Origin of the sequence: Natronomonas gomsonensis (assembly GCF_013391635.1) — an archaeon.
GTDB lineage: Archaea > Halobacteriota > Halobacteria > Halobacteriales > Haloarculaceae > Natronomonas > Natronomonas gomsonensis_A.
Map to the genome: position 1 here is coordinate 179,514 of NZ_JACAWU010000002.1, position 25,007 is coordinate 204,520.

Below are 25,007 nucleotides of genomic sequence, written 5' to 3' on the forward strand. Positions count from 1 at the left end.
ACCCGACCTTCGGGAGTAGCGACCGCGTTTTTAATACACGTCTTCGACTACGACGGTTTCCTCGCGGCCGGGACCGACACCGACCGCGTAGACGGGCGTGTCGAGTTCCGCGGCGATGTAGTCGAGGTACGCTCGAGCGTTCTCCGGAATCGCCTCGTACCCCTCCTCGGCGACGGCGGCCCAGTCGACGTCGTCCCACCCGTCGAAGGTTCTGAGGTTCGCTTCGCAGTCGCCCCACCGTTCGGTCGTCGTCGGCATCGTGAGCAGTTCCTCCCCGTCGAGCGTGTAGGAGTGGCCGACCTGCACCTCGTCGAGCCCAGCCAGCACGTCGATGTGGTTGATGGCGAGGCCCGTGAACCCGCTGACGCGGGCGGCGTGTCGGAGCATCGGCATGTCGAGCCAGCCGACGCGTCGTGGCCGGCCGGTGACCGTGCCGTACTCGCCGCCCTCGTCGCGGATGTACGTCGCGAGGTCGTCCTCGCCGGGGCGGCCGCCACCGTCGGGCGTCTGTCCGTCGACGGAGCCGAGTTCGGTCGGGAGCGGGCCGGTGCCGACGCGGGAGAGGTAGGCCTTGACGATGCCGACGACCTCCCCGTCGCCGACGACGCCGGGACCGACGCCGGTGCCGACGGACGCGGCACCAGCTGTCGGGTTCGAGGACGTAACGTACGGGTAGATACCGTGGTCGATGTCGATAGAGGTTCCCTGCGCCCCCTCGAACATGACATCCTCGCCCGACTCGAGGCGGTCGCTGAGGAACGCCCCGCAGTTGACGGTCATGTTCTCCTCGGCGAGCCGTTCGCCGTACTCGCGGTACTGTTCGAACAGCGCCTCGATATCGAAGGCGTCGGTGTCGACGTCCCCGCCGATTTCGAGGTCGTAGACGTCTTCGACGAGCGCGCGCTTCTGTGGGACGGCGTATTCCAGTCGCGTCCGCAACGTCTCGGCATCAAGCAGGTCACCGATGCGGATGCCGCGACGACCGGCCTTGTCCTCGTAGGTCGGGCCGATGCCGCGTCCTGTGGTGCCGGCCGCGAGGTCGTCGTCGGATTTCACGTCCTCTTCGAGGCCGTCGAGGACGCGGTGGTACGGCAGGATAGCGTGGGCGCGTTCGGCGACGCGCACGTCGGGGTCGAGGCCGCGCTCCCGGAGCGCGTCGAGTTCCTCGAACAGCGTCTCGGGGTTGACGACACAGCCGTTGCCGAGGACGCCCACTTTACCGCGGACGGCCCCCGACGGGACGAGCGAGAGTTTGTACTCGTCGCCCTCGAAGACGACGGTGTGGCCGGCGTTGTCGCCGCCCTGATAGCGCGCGACGACGTCGACGGCATCGCCGTACACGTCGACGATACCGCCTTTCCCCTCGTCGCCGAGCTGCGAACCGACGATGGTTACGGTCATCGAACGGCAGTTTCCGCCAGCGGGGTAAACAGATTACGGTCTGGTCAGCAGCGAAACCGAACGGGACGTTCCACGTGGACCGCCGCGTGCGTCAGACGGCGGTCGGACGTGACCGCGTTGACGCGCAGCGACGTGTGCCGTGGTCACAAGGGATTTATACTTTTACCGCAAAGATTCGTCAATCTCCCCGTTACACCGGGGTCATCCGCCGAACGGACAGCAACTTTTAAACCCTCCAAACACAAGTTAACAAATGCCATGATAGACCGGCTTGAGAAGGAAGTCGACATGTTGGAGCGCCATCTGCAGGTTTTGCGGATGGTCATCGAGAACGAGCCAATCGGCATCGTAAAGATGTCTAACGAGACTGGGTACCCCCACCACAAGGTCCGCTACTCGCTCCGCGTTCTCGAAGAAGAGAACCTCATCGAACCGTCGAGCCAGGGTGCGATTACGACCGAGGATACCGCGGACTTCGTCGACGACCTCGACGGCAAAATCGACGACATCGTCGAGAAGCTCGAAGGCATGAAGATTGACGACGTTCCGGAAATCGAGGGTTAAACGACCGCTTTTCTCTGTCTTCCAGCCAGCTTATAGCTCCGGTACCGTCAGGTGGAACGACTCCTCTCTCGACTCGACGAGACAGAGGTGAAACCCGTTCTTCCGTGCGAGTTTCACGTAACTCCGATACTTCTCGCGGCTGAGGAGGCTCCCGCTCGTGGCTTCTCGCGCCGTCGAGAGGGCATCCGGCTCGAAGAAACTCGACGTGACCGCGAAGGCGGCCGCCAGCGTCTCGTGTTCCTCACAGACGTCGGAAGCGTCGGTGACGAGCGGCCCCATCGACTCTCCACTTGTGGGGTCGCGACTTTCGTCGATGTTCGCGACGACGAGTGGGTCGCCCATCCGGTCGCGCGCGACGATGTCGAAGTCCACCTCGCGGCCCTCCTGGCCGTCCCCGACTCGTATCGTCTCGTCGAAGCCGATGCGGTCGATTTCGGGCAAGGCGTCGTAGAGGTGCCGCATCGCCCCCTCGGTTCCGGTAGACTGTATCTCGAAGAGGAGGTCCGTGACGAGCCACTCGACGAAGGCGTAGGGGACCGACGACCGCAGGAAGGAATCGAACGGCGTCCCCCCGACCGTCGCGCCCTCGCTCTCGAAGCGGGTGTGGTACTCGATGCGGAGGTTCTCCGCGAGCGCCTCGGGGTCGACGCTCCCGTCGTGGGCGTTTTCGAGGGTCGCACCACCGCGGGAATCCTCGCGAATGAAGAGGTTCGTCCCCTCGAAGGCCTCCATCGATGAGAGCGATACGGCGCCGCCATCCCTTCCGTCGGTGTCCTCCGTCTCCTGTTCCGCGATACGCTGCTGGAGTCGGTCCCGCTCGGCCTGTAGGGCATCTACTTTCGACCGAAGCGACGACAGCTCTGACTCGAACTCCTCGCGGAGCGCCTCGAGTTCGGCTTCGTTGCTGGAGGGTTCCGATTCGGTTTCCACCTCGTCGTCGGTTTCAGCCTCCGTCTTATCGGATTCGGTCTCTGCCTCGTCAGTGTCGGTCCCCGCCGCTCTCTCGTGTCGTCCGGCTTCCGAACCGGATTCGACCGACGTTTCCCTCTCGGACGCCACTTCGGAGTCGAATTCGGCGCGAGTCTCGGCGTCGACGGCGCTTTCGGTTCCCGACTCGACGATATGCGGGGTCGCTTCCCCGGCGCCGTCGCCGCTGTTTTCGGGGTCCACCGAGGGCACCGCATGCGTCGGCTCCTCGTCGGCGCCGTCGGCGTCGGTGTCCGTCGTCTCTGCGATTTCTGCAGTCTCCGGTTCGGAGTCGTCCTCGTCCGCCGACTGACCGTCGGTAGCGTCGACATAATCCCCGACCACTTCAGTGTCCTCGGGTTCGTCGTCAGTCGGTTCCCCGCCAACCGTGGTTTCTGCCTCGTGTTCGTCGCTCGCCTCGACGGCCTCGGCTTCGGTGTCCTCCGCTTCGAGTTCCTCGTCGGGGTCCGCCGTCTCGTCGCCATCGGCGCCCACGACCGCTGTCTCGTTCGGCTCCGGGGCGGGTTCCGGCAGTTCCACGGCGGGAAGTCGAACCGCGACCACGTCGTAGATACCGACCTCGCCTTCCGCTTTCGACTGTGCTTCCTCACCCGTTAGTAGGCGACCGCTCGGACCGAGATAGCCGAGATACGATGCCTCGCCGTCTTCGTACACCACGAAGTAATCGCCGCTGAGGACGTTCTTCGACAGTTCGACGTAGCCGGTGAATCCCCCCTCCGAAAGCGTCTCGTGGACCGTCGACAGCGGCGTCTCGTCGCTGAAATACTGGCCACGAACATCGCCGTCGAGAGTCAACATGGCCGCCAGTGCGGCGGTCGCCGGGTGGGGCGCTTCGTGTGTCCGTCCGCTCGCGTCCTCGAAGGCGTCGATGTCGCCCTCCCGAGGCGCTTCGTCGATGTCCGCTCGAACGGCCAGGGGGTCACCGTCTTCGAAGAACAGCCACGTCCCGTCGGCCTCGACGGCGCCGCTGAATCCACGGGAGCGCAACGAATCAATCCCCTCGAAGCCGCCGTCGAACGGCGACACCTCCCACTCCTCGATTACGGTGTGGGCATCCATACACGCCGAAAGCCACAGGAGGGGCATATAGCTACCGACCAACCTTTTTCTTCTTCGGGTTCGCGCTCCGCGCGAACCGCTCCTCGAAAAACGTTGATGAAAAAGGCGCGACCTCGGGCCTGCGGCCCTCGGCCGCGTGAACCGCGCGCCTGCGGCGCGCGGACGTTCTACTTACTCTTTTAGCTCTGGTGAAGCCCTCGTCGAGAGACATATCCGGACTTCGGCTCCGGTTAGTACAGAGCGTGAGTGTATCATACTCGCCGCTATTCAACGACCTCAAAGGGAGCGGCGAGTGCGATGCCTGCATCATGTTCGGAGAACCCCCAGTAGATGAACCGATACGTGGCTGGTGTGTGTATCGTACACCGTTGGAACGGGCCCGAGAATTCGTTGACGCTGAGTGTCATTTCCCATCGGAGTTCTTCGCCGGGCTCCAGAACCCGTTGAGACGGCGACCACTCGTACTCGTTGGGCACGCCAATGGTATTCCGCCACTTCCCGTCAGGGCTCAACCGCTGAATCATATATCGCGGTTTCCCCAGTGTGGTGAGTGGGTCAGTGGACTCGTTTGTGAGTGTCGCCACGAATTGCTCACCTGGCGAAATGGATTGTGGCACTGTCAACGACGCATACCGAAGATAGTCCACTATCAACCGTTTTCTGAACACCTCCCCGACGTGACGATAGCCCGAAGAGCAGACCTGCTGTTCGTTTCCTGTAATGGCATCAAGGCATCCAGCGAGGGCAATTGTCCCGGCTGAACCGCCGAGTGCGAGAAGCCGACGACGTGAGAGGGGAGGGCTCATAGCAGAATCAACTTCACCTCGTGGTATACCTTTTTTGCCACTACTCTCCCGTTGAACCGGATGTTAGACTCGCACTTCTATCGAACGATGGACTCGCTTCGCTGCGGCTGAAAACAACGTTCCGTACGTTCTGCGATACGCCAACACCAACTGTTTAGGCGTACCGCTCTTCCTCCCACGGATTCGCAGTGTTCGAGTAGCCGCGCTTCTCCCAGTAGCCGCGTTCGGATTCGGTGAGGAACTCGACGCCGGAGACCCACTTCGCACCTTTGTAGGCGTACTTGTGTGGCGTGACGACTCGGAGAGGGCCGCCGTGTTCGGCCGGAAGCGGCTCGCCGTCGAGCTCCCACGCGAACATGACCTCTTCGCGCGCACACTCGGAGAGCGGGAGGTTCGTCGTGTAGCCGTCGTGGGCGTGAAACATCACGTGGACGGCGTCGTCGTCGACGCCAGCGTGGTCGGTCAACGTCGGGAACGTAACGCCGTGGAACCCACAGTCGAAGCGCGACCACCCGGTGACGCAGTGGAAGTCCTGTTTCTGGGTCTGTGTGGGGAGTTCCTGTAGCTCCTCGAACGACAAGGAGAGTTCCTCGTCGACGGCGCCCCAGACCTCGAAGGTCCAGTCGTTCGGTATCGACGGGGTTCCGCCCTTCGAGAGCACTGGGAACCGACTCGTCTCGCGCTGTCCGGGCGGGAGCCGCTTGCCGTCGAACTCGACGTGGAGGTCCGTCACGTCTTTCATACTGGGTGATTCGGGGTCGCTTGTAGGTAGGCCTATCGCTCCGCAAGCGGTTTGCGAAACGGCTCGTCGAAACGATAAAATTGATGCTCATTTCGGTAAGGATTATTTGGGTAACCTGGGCTTCGGTTTTCGAGTAGCGAAAATTTCCCCGTCAGAGTTAAATACCCCATCCCCGAACGTTCGAACGTTCCGATGCCGAAGGTACAACTCACTGTCCCGGAACATCTCGAAATGCAAATCGCCCAACTGGTGGAGAAGGGCGAGTTCGTAAACCGGGAAGAAGCCATCGAAGAACTGCTGTCGACCGGGCTCCGAGCCTACAAGACGAGCGGTCCGATGGACGACGAAGAACCGGGCTTCGAAGAGGACGGGATGATGGGACACGACGACGAGTACGTCTTCTAGCAACCCGTTCGGCGCTGTTTTCGTGTGGCTGGTTCCCGCGAAAGCGTTAAACGGTCCCTAACAGTATCCACGAATATGCACAAAGACGAACTCCTCGAACTGCACGCGAAGATGGTATCGATAATGGGTCACTTCCAGGACATGGACGAAATCGATTCGTCTGTGTTCGACCCCTACGAATCACTCGACGTGACGCCCGACGATGTTCACAAATCGAAGAGCGAGCACAAACACGCCGTGTTCGTTCTCGGTAACGCCTTGGCTAACGTCATGAGCGAAGACGAGTTCTCCGATGCGGGCCGCATCGGCAAGCGGATGAAGGAACTCGCCGACGACGCGGAATCGAAGCTGTAAGCCGACTCTTCTCGAGCGTCGCGGGGCCGTCCGGGATTCCGGCCGGTGCGTGCCCGAACACGTAACCTAAAACGGTGGGGGTCTAACGTGGTGTCAATGGAACCGTTGCGGAGCGAAGAGACGGCCCCGGAATCGGCGGGGCTCGTCAGTCGGTCGAGGCGGGTTCGGGAAGCACCGACGCCCAGAGCGGCTCTAACGGCGGCAGAGTCACCACGGACGCTTTGGGCTGCCCCAGGCGAGTCGACGGTCGTCGGCAGCGGCGCGGCAGCGACCATCACGGCGGACGGCCCCGGCCGTTTCGACGCGATTCGAGAGGCGGCGACGGAACTCTTCTCCGTCGGCGACGTTCACGCCGGGACGCTCGCGGCCCGACCCCGCGTGTTCGGCGGGTTTTCGTTTCACGACGAACACGTCGGGGAGGGGCCGTGGGAGGGGTATCCCGGTGCCCGATTCGTGCTCCCTCGCGTGCAAGTCACCTACACCGACGACGAGGCGTGGGTGACGGTCAACGCGATCGACGCCGGCGCCGCCGACGTCGAACGCCGACTCGACACCGCCACCGAAGCGCTCCTCGACACGTCGGAGCCAGCCGTCTCCGCGGGACCGCCGGGCGTCGAAAGCCGGACACGGACCACCTCGAAGGCGGAGTGGCGCGACAGCGTCACGGCTGCTATCGACCGCATCGACGCCGGCGAGCTCCGAAAGGTCGTCCTCGCACAGGCACTGGAGGCTCGTCTCGACGCGCCGCTGTCGATTCCCGACGCGATTGCCCGACTCGGCGACACCTATCCGAACTGTTTTCGGTTCCTCTTCGAACCGGAGGTCGGCCGTTCGGGGTTTTTCGGTGCGACGCCGGAGCGACTCGTCGGCCTCCGGGGTCGAACGGTCGAAACGGGCGCCATCGCTGGCACGACCGGCCGCGGCGACACCCCGGAAGAAGACGAGTGGCTCGCCGAGGAACTGCTGGCAGACGAAAAGAACGTCCACGAACACGAACTCGTCGCCGACGCCATCCGGGAGCAACTGGAACCCTATGCAGCGTCCATCCGCGCGGGCGAGCGTGGCATCCGTCGGTTGGCGACCGTCCAGCACATCGAGACGCCGATTACCGCCGAGTTGGCCGTCGACGAACACGTCCTCTCGCTCGTCGAGGCGCTACACCCCACACCGGCGGTCGGCGGACTGCCCCCGGACCGCGCACTGGATACCATCCGCGACACCGAACCGTTCGAACGTGGCTGGTACGCCGCGCCTGTCGGGTGGTTCGACGCCGCCGGCTACGGCTCCTTTGCGGTTGCCATACGGTCGGCAGTCGCCCGTGAGGATGTCGCGACGCTGTTCGCTGGCGTCGGCATCGTCGGTGACTCCGACCCCGACCGCGAGTGGGACGAAGTGCAACTGAAGTACCGGCCCATCCTCGACGAACTCGAGTGACCGAGATGAACGTCAACACGCTGTGGGGGGAGGTCATCGCCGACGAACTGTCGAAGGCGGGTGTCGAGGCGGCAGTACTGGCGCCGGGAAGTCGTTCGACGCCGCTGACCGTCGCCGCCGCCGAACACGAGGGTATCGAGACGTACTCGCTTCTCGACGAGCGGTCGGCGGCGTTCTTCGCTCTGGGTCGAGCCAAACGGACCGGAACACCGACGGCGCTCGTCTGCACCTCCGGGACGGCGCTGGCGAACTTTCACCCGGCGGTCATCGAGGCCGACCGCTCCCGCGTTCCGTTGCTGTTGTTGACGGCGGACCGTCCGCCCGAACTGCAGGACAGCGGTGCCAACCAGACCATTGACCAGGAGCGACTGTACGGCGACGCGGTGCGTCAGTACCGGAAGCTTCCGGAACCGGAACCTGCGGACCGAAAGCTCCGGTCGCTTCGGACCGCACTCGCGCGGGCGGTCGGCACCGCGACGGGGGGCGAACCCGGACCCGTTCATCTCGATGTACCGCTCCGCAAGCCGCTGGAACCGACCGCTGGTGGGAAGGCGGCCCCGCTCGGCGTCCCCGACGGCGCGGTGCCTGGGGGGTTCGTCGACGACCACTCACTCGCCGTTGAGGGCCGCGAGGGGTCGTTCGTCGAAGTGACGCGTGGTCAATCGACGCTATCCGCTGCGGACCGACGAAACCTCGTCGAGGTAATCGAAACCGCGGATTCCGGAGTCGTCGTCTGCGGTCCCACCGACCGCTCGGCGCCCGCTGTCGATGCACTCGCCGAGTTGGCCCGGGCCAGTGGATTCCCCGTGTTTGCCGACCCGCTCTCGGGGATTCGGTTCGGCGGACACGTCGACAGCGATGGCGTAACCGTCTGCGGTGGGTACGATTCGTATCTCGCTGCAATCGAGGCGACGCCCGACGTGGTCGTCCGTTTCGGCGCCTCTCCGACCTCCAAGCCGCTCCGGAACTACCTCGCGCGGTCGGGGGCCCGTCAGTTCGTCGTCGACCCGGCCGGGGGATGGCGCGAGGCGACGTTTACCGCGACGGACCTCGTCGTCGCCGACGAGACGTGGGTCGCGAGTGACCTCGCGGCCCGAGTCGAACGCGAACCCGGACCGTACGCCGACCGACTCCGAGAGGCCGAGGCGGCGTACTGGCAACTCGTCGCCGGCGCGGAACCGGAGGAGGGTGCGGTCCTCACCGATGCCGTCGAGGCCGCACCGGATTCGACGACGCTGTTCGTCTCGAACTCGATGCCCGTCCGGGACCTCGACCGGTTCGGTCGTCCCCGACCGGCTGATTTGACCGTTCTCGGAAACCGCGGCGCCTCCGGCATCGACGGCATCACCTCGACGGCGCTCGGGGCGGGGTCGGTCTCCGACGACCCGCTCGTCCTCGTGACGGGTGACCTCGCGTACTACCACGACATGAACGGCCTGCTCGCCGTCGGTCGCTGCGATGTCGACGCGACCGTTGTCTGCATCAACAACGATGGGGGCGGCATCTTCCATCTGCTCCCAATCGAGGCCCACGGCACCTTCGAGGAGTGGTTCCGGACGCCGCACGGACTGGACTTCGAACATTCGGCGGAGTTGTACGACCTCGAGTTCGCGCGCACGGGCGACCGCGAAGGGTTCCGGGAACTGTACGCCGACTCCCTCGCGAGCGACGGGACGCAGGTCATCGAGGTCCGTACTGACAGCGACCGCAACCACGCCGACCGGACGGCACTGCAGGAACGCGTCGTCGAGGAGCTCTCGCAGTGAGCGACCCGCGCGTCGGTCCGTGGCTGTTCACGACGGTGACGGCGATGCTCGCTGGGTTCGCCGCGCTCGTCCTCTCGGGAATTCCGCTTGTGGTCGGCGCCGCAGTCATCGTGGCGACGGTGGCGGCGACGGCCGTCGGTCGTTCGGAGTTGCCCTCGCCGGCGCGGATGGGGGACCGCCGGGCGGTCGGGGCGGCGACGCTGTTCGCGGTCGTCCTCGGCGCCGGGGTTCTGGGCGGGGAGCCGACGACCGGGCTGCTCGTCGGGATGGGGCTGTACCTGACGGTGTGGCTGCTCGGCGTGAGCAGTTGGTGAGTTGCGGTCGGGTGGCTTTTTGCTGGCGCCGGTCCCACCTCCGGCATGGTATCGGACATCTTCGATTCCGCGCGCTGGGAACCGGTCACCGACGACTTCGAGGACCTCACCTACCACCGGGCGGAAGACAGCGGCGTCGTCCGCATCGCCTTCGACCGCCCCGAGGTCCGCAACGCCTTCCGACCGGAGACGGTCGACGAGCTGTACACCGCCTTAGAACACGCCAAACGGCAGACGGACGTGGGCTGTGTGCTGTTGACCGGCAACGGCCCGTCGCCGAAAGACGGCGGCTGGGCGTTCTGTTCCGGCGGCGACCAGCGCATTCGTGGCGAGGCCGGCTACGAGTACGAATCCGAACCCGAAGCCGAACAGCAGGACGCGCCGCGACTCCACATCCTCGAAGTCCAGCGGCTCATCCGTCACATTCCGAAGCCGGTCATCGCCGTCGTTCCCGGGTGGGCCGTCGGCGGCGGCCACTCCCTGCACGTCGTCTGTGACATGACGCTGGCCTCCGAGGAACATGCCAAGTTCCTCCAGACCGACCCGGACGTGGCGTCGTTCGACGCGGGCTTCGGGTCGGCGTACCTCGCCCATCAGGTCGGTCACAAGAAGGCCCGGGAGGTGTTCTTCCTCGGGAAAACCTACTCCGCCGAGGAGGCCGTCGAGATGGGGATGGCGAACGAGGCCGTCCCCCACGAGGAACTCGAGGAGACGGCCCTGGAGTGGGGCGAGCGTATCCTCTCGAAGTCGCCGATGGCGATTCGAATGTTGAAGTACGCGTTCAACCTCGACACCGACGGACTCGTCGGCCAGCAGGTGTTCGCGGGCGAAGCCACCCGACTCGGCTACATGACCGACGAGGCCCAGGAGGGACGTGACGCGTTCAACGAGAAACGGGACCCCGAATTCGAGAAGTTCGACTGGTACTACTGACGCGTCGTCCGTTCGTCACTCGGTGACACTCGGATGCAATAATTGGTTCTGACGTTGTTTTATCCTACCTGGCTGTGGAACGACGAGTCGAACAGGCCGTCGACGAGGTAACTGAACGCTCCATCCGTATTCTCAAACCATTTCTTGGTATTGAGTGGTATTTGGTGGTAAGAGTTATATAGTCGGGACGCGTTAGTTCAATTACAATGAGCCAAAACGACTCCGCGGTCAGCACGATGTTCAGTTTCCAGCGCAGCACCCTCGAACAGACCCAGAACGCCATCGAATCCGGCGTCGAGTTCCAGCAGAACGTCAACGAGCGTCTCGTCGAGAGCTTCGACACGACCCGAGAGTTCTCGGAACGCAGCAGCGATATCGTCCGCACGGGCATGGACGCCTACTTCGACGCCGTCGAAGCGGCCGTCCCCGGCGACCAGGACGTTCTCGTGGACATCCGTGAGACCCTCGACGAACAGCTCGACGAACTCGAAGCCAACCAGTCCGATGCCTTCGACGCCCTCGAGGAGAACCTCGACGACGGCCACGAGTCTGTCGACGAACTCCTCGAGGACTTCCTCGAAACCCTCGACGAGCAAGTCGCCCAACTGCTCGAGGCCAGCGAGGACCTCGAAGACCAGACCGTCGACGCCCTCGAGAACCTCCAGGAGTCCATCGAGGACCTTCAGGAGCAACTCGACGAGCGCTCCGAGGAGTTCCAAAACCAACTCGACGAGCAACTCGACAGCATCCAGGAACAACTCGAGGAAGGCGCCGACACGCTGCAGGAGCAGATCGACGACGTCTCCGAGCAGGTTCAGGACGCCGCCGAACAGGTCGAAGACGCGGCCGACGACGCGACCGGCAGCTCGGCGTAAGCGGTCTTCACGACTCCCGACACTTTCTCCGTTTTTTCACCGCAGATAGCGCTGCTGTCCGATGACCGCGAGCCATCGGCTCGGACCACCCGACATTATACCCCTCCCGGACGCAGCACCGACAATGACTGAGGCGGTTTCACCCGCGAAAGCGTGGCTGATGGCGGCCCGCCCGCAGACGTTGCCGGCGGGAGCGGCGCCGGTCATCGTCGGGACGGGGCTGGCGATTCACGACGATTTCTTCGCACCGGTGTCGGCTGCGTTCGCCCTCGTCGGGGCGTTACTCCTCCAAATCGGGACGAACTTTGCCAACGACTACTACGACGCCGTTCGCGGCGCCGACACCGAGGACCGCGAAGGGTTCACCCGCGTGACCGCCGGCGGCATCATCGCCCCGCAGTCGGTCAAGCGGGCGATGTACGCGACGTTCGGTCTCGCAATCCTCCTCGGCACGTACCTCGTCTACCTCGGCGGCGTCCCCATCCTCGTCATCGGCCTCGCCAGCGTAGCCGCGGGCATCACCTACACCGGTGGCCCGCTCCCCTACGGCTACCGTGGCCTCGGCGACGTGTTCGTGTTCGTCTTCTTCGGTCTCGTCGCTGTCGCGGGGACGTACTACGTTCAAGCAGTCACCTACGCCGCCGAGCCGTTCCCGCTGTGGCTTCCCGAGGGAACTGTGCCACTGGCGGCCGTGGTCGCCGCACTCCCTGTCGCGGGGCTGTCGACTGCCATCCTTGTCGTCAACAACATCCGTGACCGCGAGACCGACGCCGCGGCCGGAAAGCGGACGCTCGCCGTCATGCTCGGTTACCGACTCAGCCGCATCGAGTGGACCGCGTTGGTCGGAATGGCCTACGCCGTTCCGGTCGTCTTCTGGGCCGCCGGATACGGCCTCTCGGTCCTTCTTCCGCTGTTGACCGCACCGCTCGCCGTCTCCCTCGGCGGGACGGTCTGGACCCACACCGACGGTGAAGCGCTCAACCCGGCCTTAGAGCGGACGGGCCAACTCCTGTTTGCCCACTCGCTTGCCTTCGCCGTCGGCCTCGCGGCACCGGCGTTGGTATGAGAGTAGAGCGCTTTTCCCTCCCGCTTGCCCACCCGCTCGACACCGCCGCGGGCCGCATCGAGCGTCGAGACGGGTTCCTCCTCGAGGTCGATATCGACGGTATCGAGGGACTCGGAGAAGCGACACCGCTTGCCGGCTGGACCGAATCGCTTTCCGAATGTGCCGCCGCCCTGCGGTCGGTCGAAGACCCACTCGATGCTCTCACCTCGCTCGAAGCGAGGCCGGCCGCACGACACGGGGTTTCGCTGGCGGTCCTCGACGCTCGCGCGCGGACGGCCGGGAAACCGCTGTATCGCCATCTCGGTGGCGAAACGCGCGTCGAGAGCGTCCCGGTCAACGCGACTATCGGGGACGGAACACCGGCGGACACTGCCGCGGCCGCCCGCCGTGCTGTCGTCGAGGGGTATCCGGCGCTGAAAGTGAAGGTCGGCGCACGCTCGCTCGCAGTCGATATCGAGCGACTCGAGGCGGTCCGGGAATCCTGTCCCGATGTCGAACTCCGGGCCGACGCCAACGGCGCGTGGGACGAGCCGACCGCCGAGCGCGCCTTCGAGGCGTTCGAGGCTCTCGATGTCGCCTTCGTCGAACAGCCACTGCCCGCCGAGAATCTCGCAGGTCACGCTGGTCTCCGTGGCGGCGAGGTCGGCGTCGGCCTCGATGAGGGACTTCTCGAACACGGTCTCGCCGCCGTCCTCGAAGCGGATGCGGCGGACGTCGTCGTCTGCAAGCCGATGGCGCTGGGCGGCGTCGACCGAGCGCGGGAAACTGCCCTGAAGGCACGCGATGCCGGTGTCGACCCTGTCGTCACGACGACCATCGACGGGGCAGTCGCGCGTGCCGGTGCAGTCCACCTCGCGGCGTCGATACCCGATAGACGGCCCTGCGGGCTGGCGACCGGCGATTTACTCGCCGAGGACGTCCGGGCGGATATCGCAGTGGCCGAAGGTGGGTCGATATCCGTTCCACAGGGAAAAGGCAATATTCCCCCCTCGTGAATCGGGCGACGGACGATGCGAGATTGGCTGGCCACACGAGCGGATGGGACGCCCGAGGCGACGGCGGTAGCCGCCGGTGGCGACGTGGCGACGCCCCGGAGTTACGCCGACCTCAACGAGCGGGTGGAAGTGCTGGCCGGCCGCCTCGCCGCCCGTGGCGTCGGCGTCGACGACGCCCTCGCCGTGTGTGCCGAGACCCGCATCGAATTCCTCGAAGCCGTCCACGCCGCACAGCGACTGGGGGCAGTTCTCGTTCCGCTCAACGCACGGCTGACGGCCGACGAACTCGCCGTTCGTCTCGAACGAATCGACCCCGCGGCCGTCGCCTGCGAGACCGACACCGAGCGCCCCGTCACCGACGCCATAGAAGCGATTGAAGCGAACGACACCACTGTTCTATCATTCGACGAGCCGACCGCTGGAGCCGAACGCCTCGAGAGCGTCCGACCGGAACCGTTCGACCTCCCGGAGTGGGAACCCGACCACCCGCTGGTCGTCATGTTCACCTCGGGGACGACGGGCGACCCGAAGGGAGTCGTGCTCACACTGGCGAACGTGCTGGCGAGTGCGACCGCCTCCGCGTTCCGCCTCGGCGTCGGCGGCGCCGACTGTTGGCACGTCACGCTCCCGATGTATCACATGGGCGGGCTGGCACCCGTCTACCGGTCGGTGCTGTACGGTTCTTCTATCTCGGTCCAGCGCGGCTTCGACCCCGAGCGGACCGCCGAGGCGATGCGTCGAGCCGACGCCACGTGCGTCTCGCTGGTTCCGACGATGCTCGAGCGGATGCTCGACGCCGGTGAGTTCCCAGACTGCCGATTCGTGCTGTTGGGCGGGGCCGCCTGCCCACCCGAGTTGCTCGCTCGCGCCCACGACCGGGGTGTTCCGGTTGCTCCGACTTATGGGATGACCGAGGCGGCCTCCCAAATCGCCACCGCGACGCCCGAACAGTCACGCCAACACCCCGATACGGTCGGCAACCCGCTCATGTTCGCGGAGGTGACCGTCGTCGACGACGCCGGCGCGGTGTGTCGCCCCGGTGAGACGGGCGAACTCGTCGTCGCCGGGCCGATGGTGACGCCGGGGTACCTCGACGACGCGGCGACGCGAGAGGCGTTCACCAACGGCGGACTCCGGACTGGCGACGTGGGCCACCGCGACGAGGCCGGCCGAGTGTACGTCCACGCTCGCGTCGACGACACGATCGTCACCGGCGGGGAGAACGTCGACCCGAGCGAAGTCGTCGCCGCGCTCCGAGACCACCCGGCCGTCGACGACGCGGCCGTCGTCGGCATCGACGACGTGGAGTGGGGCGAACGCGTCGCTGCATTGGTCGTCCTCGTCGACGGCTCGGAGGTTGCACCCGACGCCCTCCGGGAGCAATGCCGGGAGCACCTCGCCGGCTACAAACTCCCGCGAACCGTTGGCTTCGCCGACTCGCTGCCGCGGACGGCCTCGGGTACCGTCGACCGCGAGGCGGTTCGAACGGCCCTGGAAGCGGTCGACGACGCCTGAACCGGAGGCGGCTTTATTTTCGAGGCGAACCTACCGCCTACCGTGTGTACACTCATCGTCGCGTGGCAGGTCTTCGAGGAGGCGCCCATCTGTGTCGCGGCCAACCGCGACGAGGCGTTCGGACGCCCGTCGACGCCGCCTGCGGTCCGGGAGGGCGACCCCCGAATCGTCGCCCCTCGCGACGAAGAGGCCGGCGGGACGTGGCTCGGCTACAACGAAGACGGCGTTCTCGTCGCCATCACGAACCGGTGGGTCGAGGGGGAAGGCGAACGCTCCCGTGGCCTCCTCGTCGACGACGCGCTCTCGGAACCGACCGCACGCGCCGCCATCGAGCGCGTCGAAAGCGAACTCGAGGCCCGCGAGTACGCCCCCTTCCATCTGCTCGCAGCCGACGGCGAAGATGCCCTGCTCATCGAGTGGGGCGACGTACACCGAGTGACGGAATTCGACCCCGGCGTCCACATCGTCGTCAACGTCGGCTTCGACGGCGAGTGGTTCGTCCCACCGATGCGACCCGAAGCGGGACGCCAGCAGGCGAACAACGCCGAACGCATCCGGGCGGAACTCCAGCCGAGAGACGGCGAAACAGCCGAAGCGTGGACGCATCGGGCCGGCGAGATACTCGGCGACCACGAGTTCGGCGCTTGTATCCACCGCGACGGCTTCGGCACCCGGTCGTCCTCGCTCGTCCGACTCGGCGACGAACGGGTCTTCGAGTTCGCCGACGGCCCGCCGTGTGAGACGCCGTTCGAACCGACCGAAAGCAGGATTTAAACGGCTCGCCGGCGGAAGGGAGTACAATGAGTACCACCGCCGACGAGGAGCAGGAGCTCACGGAGGCCGAACGAGCGGGGCTCGAACTGATTCGGTCGACCGGTGGCATCCACCAGAGCGACTTCTGGAAGGAACTCGACGTCGACTCCCGGAAGGGAAGCCGCATCATCGACTCACTCGAGGAGAAGGGCCTCGTCGAACGGGAGGACACTGTCTACGAGGGCCACAACACCTACTACATCACGCCGATTCGGGACCCGAAAGACCTCGATTTCTCGCTGCTGATGGCTGGCGACATGCTCTCCCCGTTCGTCGGCGACGAGGAGGCCGACGCCCAAAGCGACGCCTTCTCTCACTGGGTGATGAACCTGGCCTACGAGGAGTACTAACAACCCACTTTCTGCACACTCCGGCGCGGCAAACCGCTCGTATCGCGGGTCCCGTCATCACGCTTTTGAGCACCGCCGCTGTCGGTTCGGTATGACGGACGCCCCTCGAATCGCCGCCGTCGGCTCCTACAACCACGACATGTCGGTCACCGTGCCGTCGCTTCCGGTTCCCGGCGAGACGGCCTCCGGCGAGGATTTTCAGGAACACGCCGGTGGCAAAGGGTCGAATCAGGCCATCGCTGCCGCCCGCAGCGGTGGCGACGTAGCCTTCGTCGGATGCGTCGGTAACGACCGCTTCGGCGAGTCCGCCCGCGAGCTGTGGGTCGAGGAGGACATCGACGCCGCAGTCCGATCGGTCGAAACTGCAACCGGCGTCGCACTCATCCACGTCGACGAAGCCGGTGAAAACGCCATCGCCGTCGCCAGCGGGGCGAACGACGAACTGGACGCCGAGGCGGTCCGGTCGGCCGACGGCGACCTCGCGGGCAGTGACGTGTTCCTGTCACAGTTGGAGATACCGCTTGAAGCCGTGACCGAAGGAGTCGCTATCGCCACCGATGCCGGCGCCGACGTCGTCTTGGATCCTGCCCCGCCCCGTGACCTTCCCGACGACCTCCTGGCGAGAGTCTCCGTCCTCACGCCGAACGAAAGCGAGGTCCGCCTGCTGGCTGGCCACGAACCCGACGCCGATATCGGCGAGGAGACGGCCGCACGAGCCGTTCTCGCCCGCGGACCCGACGCAGTGGTGGTGACGCTGGGCGCCGACGGCGCGCTCGTGGTGACCGACGACGACGCCACAGCGGTCGACCCGATTCCCGTCGACGTGGTTGATACGACCGGCGCCGGCGACGCGTTCAACGGCGCCTTCGCGGTCGCTCGCGGGAACGGACTGAGTCTGCTTGCAGCGACCGAACGTGGTATCGCTGCCGGCGCACTCGCCTGTACCGAACGCGGCGTCGTGCCGTCGCTGCCCGAACGGAGCGCCATCGACGAACTGATAAAACGAGGGCGGTCGGCGTGACTACTTCATCAGCGAGGTCATCTCACAGGAGACGACCGTCTGGTCGCGCTGATTCTTGATTTCGACGGCGTTTTTGACCGTCCCGTTGCCGGGTCCGTCGGGCTTCTCGCGGGTCTCCAGCACCTCGGTTTCGACGCGGATGGTGTCGCCGATGTACACCGGCTGTCGGAACCGGAGTTCGTCCATACCGTAGAAGGCGACGACTGCCTCCCGCTCTTCGACGGTTCGAGACTGCCACAACAGCCCCGTCGCCGCACTGACGACGAGCATACCGTGGGCGATTCGCTCGCCGAACATGGAGTCACCCATCCGCTCCTCGTCGGTGTGAAGGTGGTTGAAGTCCCCCGAGACGCCGGCGAAGTTCGTCACGTCGGCCTCGGTGATGGTTCGTCCCTGCGTGACGTCCGTGTCTCCCTCTTCGATATCGGCGAAGACGCTCACGTCTTCGGTGTCTTGGTGGCTCATTCTCTGAACAGCCTGTAGCTGGTGCCGCCGGTGGCGACGGTTTTCGTTTCGCCCTGGTGGACGGTCGTGACCTCGCTTTCGGTGAATCCAATCGACCCGCCGGCCCTGACGACTTCGGCTTCGACGCGGAGGTCGTTGCGGGCGGGCCGGACGTATCGGACGTTGAGGTCGGTCGTCGTCAGCCGCGCGGTCGCGGGGTCGTCGAACCTCGACCGCAGGGCAAAGCCGGAGGCGGTGTCGATGACCGTCGCCGTGACGCCGCCGTGGACGGTACCGGAGGCGAGGTTGGCGAACTTCTCGTCGAACGGCAACTCGAAGACGACGCGGCCGGGTTCGACGACGTCGATGTCGAGGTTCAGCCACTCGAAGAGGCCGTGCTCCCGGAGCTCACGCTCTAGGGTGTCGTCGCGTTCGCCGTCCGACGCGCTCGCCTCGCAGTCGCTCATTTCCCCTCGAACTCGGGTTCGCGGTCCTCCATGAACGCGGAGGCGCCCTCCATCATGTCGTCGGTCGACAGCAGCAGGCCGAACGCCTGCGATTCGAGTTCGAGGCCCGCGGAGATGTCCTGGTCCCGACCCTCGTTCATCACCTTCTTGGCCTTCCGGAGGGCGATTGGCGGGCCGGAGACGAGGTCGGAGACGTACTCCTCGACGGTCTCCTCGAGTTCGTCGTCGTCGACCGCGCGGTTGATGAGACCCCACTCCTCGGCGAGTTCGCCGTCGATGCGGTGGCCGCGGAAGACGAGTTCCTTCGCGCGTGCCTCGGTGAGCATCCGCATCGCGCGCTGGGTGCCGCCGCCGCCCGGGATGAGGCCGAGGTTGATTTCGGGGAAGCCGAACTCCGAGTCCTCGGTGGCGATACGGAGGTCACAGGCGAGTGCGAGTTCGTTGCCGCCGCCGAGACAGTAGCCGTCGATCTTCGCCAGCGTCGGTCGCGGGAAGTCGTTGACCGTCTGGAAGACGGGCGTCACCTCGACCTCGTGGGGTTCGATACCCGCGAAGCCGGTGATGTCGGCGCCGGCACAGAACGCGCGGTCGCCCGCGCCTTCGAATGTGACCGCCCGGACCTCGTCGACGTCGACGTTCTCCAGGAGGTGGACGATTTCGTCCATCATGTCGGCGTTGAGCGCGTTCATCCGGGCCTGTCGGTCGAGTTCGATTTCCAGCAGGCCGTCGTCGTTCAGCGAGTGGTTGATGGTCGTGTAGTCGCGCTCGGCGGAGTCGCCGTAGTCGAAGAAGCCTGCTCCTGCGTCCTCGCCGGTGTTGCCCGCTTCGACGAGTTCGCGCAGGTAGTCGGCGGCATCGTAGCGTTCCTCGCCGTACTCCTCGTGGAGGTCGTCGAGTTTCTCGAGGACGGTGTCGAGACCGATTTTATCGGCCCGGCGACACGGCCCCTCGGGGAAGCCGGCGCCGAGTCGGAGACCCGTGTCGATGGCTTCCGCGGTGGCTACATCGTTGCCGATGAGTTTCGCGGCCTCGTTGACGATTCGGGATTCGATGCGGAGCCAGTCGACGTCCTCGCCCTGTCCGGCCTCGTAGGTCGTCCCCTCGCCGTCCTCGTAGTCGTAGTAGCCCTTCCCGGTCTTCTGGCCGAGTTCCTCGGCTTCGACCTTCTCCTCGACGATGGGCGGGATGGGTTTGCCGGCCTCCTTGCGGACGTGGTAGCCGATGTCGATACCCGTCATGTCCGACAGCTCGAACGGCCCCATCGGGTAGCCCCGCTGGTGGACCATCGCGGCGTCGATTTCTTCGACGCTCGCGACGCCCTCGCTTGCCATCCAGGCGGCCTCGTCGCCGAACGGACCGAGCACCGAGTTGACGACGAAGCCGTTGACGTCCTTGCGGACGTAGATCGGCGTCTTGTCGATAGATTCGACGAACTCGTAGGCCGTCTCGGCGGTGTCGTCGGTCGTCTCGTCGCCGTAGATGACCTCGACGAGTTCCATCTTCACCGGCGGGTTGAAGAAGTGCATCCCACAGACCTGCTCGGGGCGGTCGGTGGCGGTGGCGATTTCGGTAATCGACAGCGAGGAGGTGTTCGACGCGAGGATGGCACCCTCGGGTGTGTACTCGTCGAGTTGCCCGAAGATGTCCTTCTTGATTTCCATCTGCTCGGGGGCGGCCTCGATGACGAGGTCGGCGTCCTCGGTAGCGGTTTCGAGGTCGACTGCGGTGTCGATTCGGTCCATCACGTCCGCAGGTGCCTGGTCGATGAGGCCCTTCTCGGCGAGCTTTTCGAGGGACCACTCGATGTCATCGTAGCCGTCGTCGACCAACTCCTGTTCGATGTCGCGCATCGTAACCTGATACCCCGCCAAGGCAACGACCTCAGTGATACCGTGTCCCATGCTCCCCGCGCCGAGAACCGTCACGCGGTCGATGTCGTCGATAGTCATACGGCCGATTCTGCTGTCGGCAGGGACTTAAGGATACCCCATGCTGTTACCGTTGTTAGGAATTATTCCTGACTGGTCAATAGTTGTAAACAGAAAACGAGTGTTGTTTCGACCTTGCTTCGCCACGCCGGACCGGTTTTCTTCTTCGGAAGATATTTTTTCACGGACAGAAAAGATACCCCCATGAGCGCGGAGACGGAGGACCGAATACTCGCCGTCCTCGAGGACGACGCCCAGGCCTCCTACGCCGAAATCGCAGACCGTGCGGAGGTATCGAAGCCGACGGTTAGAAAGTACATCGAGAAACTGGAGTCCGAGGGGGTCATCGTCGGCTACTCGGCCGACATCGACCCGAAGAAGCTCTCCGGGAAATCCATCGCCTTGGTCGGTATCGACGTGGCGAGCGAACGCTACGTCGAGGTGACCCAAGAGCTGAAAAACCTCGATGCGGTCGAGTCGCTGTACACCTCCAGTGGCGACCACATGCTGATGGCCGAGGTGCGTGCCTCGGATGGCGACGCAGTCGGCGATGTTATCCGCGAGGACATACTCGCACTCGATGGCGTCGAAGCAGCCCACCCCTCCTTCCTCCAGGAACGGCTGAAGTGACCGGCTCTCTCGGTCAATCCGTCGATTTCCGCCGCCCGTGCCGTTTTGCCGTTGGCGCCCCTCTGTAAGGTATGGCTACGTACCGACGCGAGACGTTCGTCGACGCCCCCTTCGAGGACGTGTGGGCGTTTCACTCCACTATCGACGGGCTCGACGCACTGACGCCCGGCTTCATGAACCTCGAAATCGAGCGCGTCACCGGTCCCGACGGCGAACCGGACCCCGAGATTCTGGAGGTCGGTTCCCGAATCGAGCTGTCCATTCGCCCCTTCGGCGTCGGTCCGCGACAACACTGGACCTCGGTCGTCACCGAACGCACCGAGGAAGACGGTGCTGCGATGTTCCACGACGCCATGGAGGAAGGACCGTTCCCGACGTGGGAACACACCCACCGGTTCTTCGCCGACGGCGACGGAACCATCGTCTCCGACCGCGTGGAGTACGAACTCCCCGGCGGTGCCCTCGGACGTGCGGCGTCGCCGCTCGGGTGGGTCGGTTTCGAGCCGATGTTCCGGGGTCGACACAAGAAGACGAAGGAACTGCTGGAGTAGCTACCAGCCGCTGTTCAGCCGCGTCGTCTCGAAGCCGTCGGTCAACTCCGACCAGCGCTCGGCTAACTCCGTAGCCGACCAGCCGTCGTCGCTGTCCGTCGACAGAGTTCGCTCACGCTCGGGGTCCGAGACGATGGAGACGCGGTCGCCGGCGACGGCCAGCGTACAGCCCGTGACGCCTTCGGCGGCCTCACTCGACAGGAAAACGGGAACGCCCGTAACGTGTTGGGGGCCGAGGTCCTCGGGGTCTGCGGCGGCCATCGCCGGCAGGTCCTCGGTCATCCGAGTGACCGCCGTCGGCCACATCGCGTTGACGCGAACGTCGTACTGGTCGAGTTCCAGCGCCGCGGTTCGCATCAGGCCGAGAATCCCCGCCTTCGCCGCCGAGTAGTTCGCCTGCCCGACGTTGCCGACGGAGACGCCGCTGGAGAGACAGACGAACGACCGCTCCCGGTCGAAGCCGCCCTTGGCCTTGTGTCGCTGCCGCCAGTGGCTGGCGGCGTTCCGAAGCAGCGAGAAGTGGCCCTTCAGGTGAACGTCGACGACCGTGTCGAACTGTTCTTCGGACATCTTGAACAACATCCCGTCGCGCAACACGCCCGCGAAGTTGACGATGCCGTGGACGGCGCCGTACTCCGAGACGGTGTCCGCGATGAGTTCTTCGGTGTAATCGAGGTCGGTCACGTCCCCGAAGTGGGCGGTCGCCTCGCCGCCGGCGGCTTCGATGCGTTCGACGGTTTCCTCGGCTGGCTGTTCGTCGCTACCCTTTCCGGAAACGTCGACGCCGAGGTCGTTGACGACGACCGAGGCTCCCTCATCGGCCATCGCAACGGCCGTCTCTTCGCCGAGTCCGTGTCCGCCGCCGCAGACGATACACACCGTGTCTTCGAGCATGTGCAGGCGGTTCTCCCCGCGGTGTCTATAGCGTACTGCCGCGGACTGCCGGTTCGTTATGCCGGCGGTCGGCTACCGTCTCGTGACGAGGACGACGCCGACCAACACCAACCCACCGCCGACCAACACGACGACCGAGACCGGTTCGGCGAGGAACGCCGCCCCCAGCGCGACCGTCACGACCGGTTCGACGGCGCTGAGAATCGACGCCGGCCCGGCGCCGATTCTGGACAGTCCCGCGAAGAACGCGAAGATGGGAATCGCCGTCGCCACGACGGCGATGCCGACGACGGCTCCCCATCCCACGCTCGTCGACGGAACCGAGAGGCTGTTCGTCGCGAGGCCGATACCGAGGAAGGTCACCGCGGCCGCCGGCAGGACGTGTGCGGTCAGCGTCGGCGCGCTCACGTCCGTGAGCGTCGTTCGACTCACCGTGATGTACGTCGCGTAGACGACGGCCGCCACGAGGACGATACCGACGCCGCGGGGGTCGGCCGCCGCGGGGTCAGCCCCCGTGATGAGTGCGATGCCCCCTAGCGTGACCAACAGGGCGGCGACGCGCTGTCTGTCGACCGGTTCGTCGAGAAACGCGGCCGCCAACACGAGGACGAAGACGGGGTAGGTGTAGAGGACGATGCCGACCATTCCGGCGGTCATGAACTCCAGTCCGACGAAGTACAGGCCGCTCATCGCGGCGTAGCCGAACGCGCCGAGTGCGACCCCGACCAGCAGGTTCCGCCCGGATAGTAGCTGCAGCTCGCCTCGAATCGCGAGAATGCTCCAGACGAGGACCGTCGCGAGAGCGAACCGGAAGAACAGCACGGTCGGTATCGACAGCCCCTCCTCGCCCGCGACGACGCCGAGGACGCCCAGCGTACCGAAGCCGGCCCCCGAGCAGAGTACGAACAGCGCGCCGACGCGGGAGTCGTCCATACCGTCGTCTTCAGTCGACCCCGCAAATCGGTTGCGGAACCGTCGCCGTCCCGGAACCGACAAGTCGGCTCCCCCACCACGTCGAGTGTGCTCGCGCGACTCGAATCACGGACGCCTCCACTGGCCGCCCTCGCCGTCGCCATCCTCGCGGTGTCGACGAGTGCCGTTCTGGTCCGGTGGAGTACGGCCCCGTCGGTCGTCCTCGCGTTCTACCGAGTCCTGCTCACGACGCTTCTCGTCGCGCCCTTCCTCCTGACGCGGTACCGGGGTGAGTTCGCGCGATTTCGCCCTCGTGACCTTCTCGTTGCGACCCTGACTGGCGCCGCACTCGCCTTGCACTTCGCCGCGTACTTCGAGAGCCTCTCGTGGACCAGCGTCGCCGCCAGCGTCACGCTCGTCCAATCCCAACCGCTGTTCGTCGCGGTTGGTGCGGCGCTGGTGTTGAGCGAGCGAATCGGCGCGCGGAAAGCCCTCGGTATCGCCGTCGCCGTCCTCGGAATCGTCGCCATGTCGGCTGCGGAGTTCCTTTCTGGCGCCGCAGTCGCGGGGTCCCGTCCGCTGTACGGCAACTCCCTCGCCGTCCTCGGTGCGGTGATGGCCGCCATCTACGTCCTCGTCGGGCGGTCGCTCCGTCAACGCGTCGCACTCGTTCCGTACGTCCTCGTCGTCTACACCGCCTGTACGATTACGCTCCTGGTCGTCGCGTTGGTCGACGGCCAGCAGTTGACTGGCTACGGGCGACGGGAGTGGCTTATCTTCCTCGCGATGGCGGTCGGTCCGGGTCTCTTCGGCCACACCGTCGTCAACTGGGCACTCGAACACGTCGAGTCTTCGGTCGTGAGCGTCTCGCTGCTCGGCGAACCCGTCGGCGCAACAGTGCTGGCACTCGTTTTTCTCGGCGAAGCGCCGGGCGTGACGACGGTCCTCGGCGGTGTCGTGGTGCTTTTCGGCATCTACGTCACGTCCTCCGCGCGGGCATGAGTCGAGATTCACTCCTCGGATACGTCACGGTGGACGCTGGCAACCGTCCGTTGTAACTCGCCACCGTCGGCCCCGTAGGCGAGGTGACTGGGACAGTCACAGTCCGACGCTCCGAACCCCTCGACGGGGCCGTCGGGCAGGCGCTCGGCGACGGCACACTCCACGTCCGCACCGACCGTCCGAACGTCACCCCGGAGCGCTGCCGCCTCCTCTCCTAGCAGGTAGTCGACGTGCCAGTGGCGGGTCTCCCGGTCGCCCGCCGCGAGTTCGTAGTGGCGGTCGACCCGCGAGAACCCGCCCGACCCGAGTGCGCTGCCGGTGTAGGCGTACCAGCCGGGCCGAAAGCGGTGTTCGCCGAGGGCGCCGACCTCGATGGTCGCGGCCTCGGGGAGTTCGACGAGGAGCGTGTAGGTGCCGTCGGCCATGAGCGAGTTTCGACGGCCGGAGGCAAAACCCCCGCGGACGGCCGGGACCCGCCATACTTTTGGCCGGTCCCCACGCAGGTAGGTTCATGAAGGAGTCGCTGATGGACATCCTGTGCTGTCCGCTGGACAAGAGCGACCTCGAACTGGAGGTCATCCGCGAGAACGACGACGAGATTCTGGAGGGTCGACTCGTCTGTACCGAATGCGGCGAGGAGTATCCCATCGAGGACGGCATCCCGAACCTGCTGCCGCCGGACATGCGGGACGAAGCGGCCGCGTAGGTCCCTTTTCCAATCGACGTTCTTCGACACAGTATCAGCCGAAGTGATGTTTACTGTCCGCGCGAGCGCAGCG

The 25,007-nt window shown here is 65.4% G+C and carries 28 protein-coding genes; 18 read left to right on the plus strand and 10 right to left on the minus strand.

What is annotated here, in order from left to right; all coding sequences use genetic code 11:
• Nucleotides 1-30 precede the first annotated feature (30 nt).
• The gene (locus HWX69_RS09135; RefSeq protein ID WP_178916816.1) at nucleotides 31-1,401 is read right to left on the minus strand and encodes an adenylosuccinate synthase; all 1,371 of its coding nucleotides are present in this window, start codon (nucleotides 1,399-1,401) and stop codon (nucleotides 31-33) included.
• 258 nt (nucleotides 1,402-1,659) lie between these two features.
• Between HWX69_RS09135 and HWX69_RS09140 the strand changes: the two genes are divergently transcribed.
• Complete coding sequence (locus tag HWX69_RS09140) at nucleotides 1,660-1,965, plus strand: hypothetical protein (protein ID WP_156710406.1); 306 nt, start codon at nucleotides 1,660-1,662, stop codon at nucleotides 1,963-1,965.
• Nucleotides 1,966-1,995: 30 nt separating this feature from the next.
• Here HWX69_RS09140 and HWX69_RS09145 read toward each other — a convergent pair whose 3' ends face one another.
• The 3 genes from HWX69_RS09145 to HWX69_RS09155 form a co-directional block, all read right to left on the minus strand.
• Entirely contained in the window at nucleotides 1,996-4,011 is a 2,016-nt protein-coding gene (locus HWX69_RS09145) for a DUF7527 domain-containing protein (protein WP_178916817.1), read from the minus strand.
• Nucleotides 4,012-4,274: 263 nt separating this feature from the next.
• Nucleotides 4,275-4,817 (minus strand): hypothetical protein, encoded by a 543-nt coding sequence (locus tag HWX69_RS18025; protein WP_218644772.1) that lies wholly within the window; start codon nucleotides 4,815-4,817, stop codon nucleotides 4,275-4,277.
• A 154-nt stretch (nucleotides 4,818-4,971) separates the two neighbouring features.
• A complete protein-coding gene (locus HWX69_RS09155) occupies nucleotides 4,972-5,559 on the minus strand; it encodes a sulfite oxidase-like oxidoreductase (protein WP_178916818.1) in 588 nt (195 codons plus the stop codon).
• 192 nt (nucleotides 5,560-5,751) lie between these two features.
• On the opposite strand from HWX69_RS09155, the gene HWX69_RS09160 reads away from it, so the two are divergent.
• The 13 genes from HWX69_RS09160 (at nucleotide 5,752) to HWX69_RS09220 (ending at nucleotide 17,400) form a co-directional block, all read left to right on the plus strand.
• On the plus strand, nucleotides 5,752-5,964 hold the full coding sequence (locus tag HWX69_RS09160) for a ribbon-helix-helix domain-containing protein (RefSeq protein WP_156710409.1): 213 nt from the start codon (nucleotides 5,752-5,754) through the stop codon (nucleotides 5,962-5,964).
• Nucleotides 5,965-6,039: 75 nt separating this feature from the next.
• Nucleotides 6,040-6,318, plus strand: coding sequence for a UPF0058 family protein (locus HWX69_RS09165; protein ID WP_156710410.1), 279 nt, complete (start codon nucleotides 6,040-6,042; stop codon nucleotides 6,316-6,318).
• A gap of 96 nt (nucleotides 6,319-6,414) precedes the next feature.
• Complete coding sequence (locus tag HWX69_RS09170) at nucleotides 6,415-7,752, plus strand: isochorismate synthase (protein WP_178916819.1); 1,338 nt, start codon at nucleotides 6,415-6,417, stop codon at nucleotides 7,750-7,752.
• On the plus strand, nucleotides 7,749-9,518 hold the full coding sequence (menD, locus tag HWX69_RS09175) for a 2-succinyl-5-enolpyruvyl-6-hydroxy-3-cyclohexene-1-carboxylic-acid synthase (RefSeq protein WP_178916820.1): 1,770 nt from the start codon (nucleotides 7,749-7,751) through the stop codon (nucleotides 9,516-9,518). Before HWX69_RS09170 ends, menD begins: the two co-directional genes overlap by 4 nt.
• On the plus strand, nucleotides 9,515-9,832 hold the full coding sequence (locus HWX69_RS09180) for a hypothetical protein (protein ID WP_178916821.1): 318 nt from the start codon (nucleotides 9,515-9,517) through the stop codon (nucleotides 9,830-9,832). Before menD ends, HWX69_RS09180 begins: the two co-directional genes overlap by 4 nt.
• A 45-nt stretch (nucleotides 9,833-9,877) precedes the next feature.
• A complete protein-coding gene (locus tag HWX69_RS09185; protein ID WP_178916822.1) occupies nucleotides 9,878-10,765 on the plus strand; it encodes a 1,4-dihydroxy-2-naphthoyl-CoA synthase in 888 nt (295 codons plus the stop codon).
• A gap of 206 nt (nucleotides 10,766-10,971) precedes the next feature.
• A complete protein-coding gene (locus tag HWX69_RS09190; RefSeq protein WP_178916823.1) occupies nucleotides 10,972-11,640 on the plus strand; it encodes a hypothetical protein in 669 nt (222 codons plus the stop codon).
• 124 nt (nucleotides 11,641-11,764) lie between these two features.
• Nucleotides 11,765-12,706: a 1,4-dihydroxy-2-naphthoate polyprenyltransferase gene (locus HWX69_RS09195; protein ID WP_178916824.1), complete on the plus strand. Its 942-nt coding sequence runs from the start codon at nucleotides 11,765-11,767 to the stop codon at nucleotides 12,704-12,706.
• Complete coding sequence (locus HWX69_RS09200; RefSeq protein ID WP_178916825.1) at nucleotides 12,703-13,701, plus strand: mandelate racemase/muconate lactonizing enzyme family protein; 999 nt, start codon at nucleotides 12,703-12,705, stop codon at nucleotides 13,699-13,701. Before HWX69_RS09195 ends, HWX69_RS09200 begins: the two co-directional genes overlap by 4 nt.
• A 15-nt stretch (nucleotides 13,702-13,716) precedes the next feature.
• Nucleotides 13,717-15,216 carry an o-succinylbenzoate--CoA ligase gene (gene menE / locus HWX69_RS09205; protein WP_178916826.1) on the plus strand — a complete coding sequence of 500 codons (1,500 nt, stop codon included), beginning with the start codon at nucleotides 13,717-13,719 and terminating at the stop codon, nucleotides 15,214-15,216.
• A 42-nt stretch (nucleotides 15,217-15,258) separates the two neighbouring features.
• Nucleotides 15,259-15,990: an NRDE family protein gene (locus tag HWX69_RS09210; RefSeq protein ID WP_178916827.1), complete on the plus strand. Its 732-nt coding sequence runs from the start codon at nucleotides 15,259-15,261 to the stop codon at nucleotides 15,988-15,990.
• A gap of 26 nt (nucleotides 15,991-16,016) precedes the next feature.
• A complete protein-coding gene (locus HWX69_RS09215; RefSeq protein WP_178916828.1) occupies nucleotides 16,017-16,379 on the plus strand; it encodes a helix-turn-helix transcriptional regulator in 363 nt (120 codons plus the stop codon).
• A gap of 91 nt (nucleotides 16,380-16,470) precedes the next feature.
• Nucleotides 16,471-17,400, plus strand: a complete 930-nt coding sequence (locus HWX69_RS09220; RefSeq protein ID WP_178916829.1) for a ribokinase — start codon at nucleotides 16,471-16,473, stop codon at nucleotides 17,398-17,400.
• On the opposite strand, the gene HWX69_RS09225 is transcribed toward HWX69_RS09220, so the two are convergent.
• The 3 genes from HWX69_RS09225 to HWX69_RS09235 are packed head-to-tail and all read right to left on the minus strand — an operon-like array spanning nucleotide 17,401 to nucleotide 20,260.
• Complete coding sequence (locus HWX69_RS09225; RefSeq protein ID WP_178916830.1) at nucleotides 17,401-17,865, minus strand: MaoC family dehydratase; 465 nt, start codon at nucleotides 17,863-17,865, stop codon at nucleotides 17,401-17,403.
• Nucleotides 17,862-18,311, minus strand: coding sequence for a PaaI family thioesterase (locus tag HWX69_RS09230; protein ID WP_178916831.1), 450 nt, complete (start codon nucleotides 18,309-18,311; stop codon nucleotides 17,862-17,864). Before HWX69_RS09230 ends, HWX69_RS09225 begins: the two co-directional genes overlap by 4 nt.
• The gene (locus tag HWX69_RS09235) at nucleotides 18,308-20,260 is read right to left on the minus strand and encodes a 3-hydroxyacyl-CoA dehydrogenase/enoyl-CoA hydratase family protein (RefSeq protein ID WP_178916832.1); all 1,953 of its coding nucleotides are present in this window, start codon (nucleotides 20,258-20,260) and stop codon (nucleotides 18,308-18,310) included. Before HWX69_RS09235 ends, HWX69_RS09230 begins: the two co-directional genes overlap by 4 nt.
• A 183-nt stretch (nucleotides 20,261-20,443) precedes the next feature.
• Between HWX69_RS09235 and lrpA1 the strand changes: the two genes are divergently transcribed.
• Complete coding sequence (lrpA1, locus tag HWX69_RS09240; RefSeq protein WP_178916833.1) at nucleotides 20,444-20,869, plus strand: HTH-type transcriptional regulator LrpA1; 426 nt, start codon at nucleotides 20,444-20,446, stop codon at nucleotides 20,867-20,869.
• A 71-nt stretch (nucleotides 20,870-20,940) separates the two neighbouring features.
• Complete coding sequence (locus HWX69_RS09245; RefSeq protein ID WP_178916834.1) at nucleotides 20,941-21,420, plus strand: SRPBCC family protein; 480 nt, start codon at nucleotides 20,941-20,943, stop codon at nucleotides 21,418-21,420.
• On the opposite strand, the gene HWX69_RS09250 is transcribed toward HWX69_RS09245, so the two are convergent.
• Both HWX69_RS09250 and HWX69_RS09255 read right to left on the minus strand, forming a co-directional pair.
• Nucleotides 21,421-22,314 (minus strand): SDR family NAD(P)-dependent oxidoreductase, encoded by an 894-nt coding sequence (locus HWX69_RS09250; RefSeq protein ID WP_178916835.1) that lies wholly within the window; start codon nucleotides 22,312-22,314, stop codon nucleotides 21,421-21,423.
• A 72-nt stretch (nucleotides 22,315-22,386) separates the two neighbouring features.
• Nucleotides 22,387-23,247 carry a DMT family transporter gene (locus HWX69_RS09255; RefSeq protein ID WP_178916836.1) on the minus strand — a complete coding sequence of 287 codons (861 nt, stop codon included), beginning with the start codon at nucleotides 23,245-23,247 and terminating at the stop codon, nucleotides 22,387-22,389.
• 87 nt (nucleotides 23,248-23,334) lie between these two features.
• Here HWX69_RS09255 and HWX69_RS09260 point away from each other — a divergent pair, with 87 nt between their 5' ends.
• On the plus strand, nucleotides 23,335-24,228 hold the full coding sequence (locus tag HWX69_RS09260) for an EamA family transporter (RefSeq protein ID WP_178916837.1): 894 nt from the start codon (nucleotides 23,335-23,337) through the stop codon (nucleotides 24,226-24,228).
• A gap of 8 nt (nucleotides 24,229-24,236) precedes the next feature.
• On the opposite strand, the gene HWX69_RS09265 is transcribed toward HWX69_RS09260, so the two are convergent.
• Nucleotides 24,237-24,653 carry a GIY-YIG nuclease family protein gene (locus HWX69_RS09265; RefSeq protein WP_178916838.1) on the minus strand — a complete coding sequence of 139 codons (417 nt, stop codon included), beginning with the start codon at nucleotides 24,651-24,653 and terminating at the stop codon, nucleotides 24,237-24,239.
• A gap of 86 nt (nucleotides 24,654-24,739) precedes the next feature.
• Between HWX69_RS09265 and HWX69_RS09270 the strand changes: the two genes are divergently transcribed.
• Nucleotides 24,740-24,934, plus strand: coding sequence for a methytransferase partner Trm112 (locus HWX69_RS09270; protein ID WP_156710009.1), 195 nt, complete (start codon nucleotides 24,740-24,742; stop codon nucleotides 24,932-24,934).
• Nucleotides 24,935-25,007: the final 73 nt, after the last annotated feature.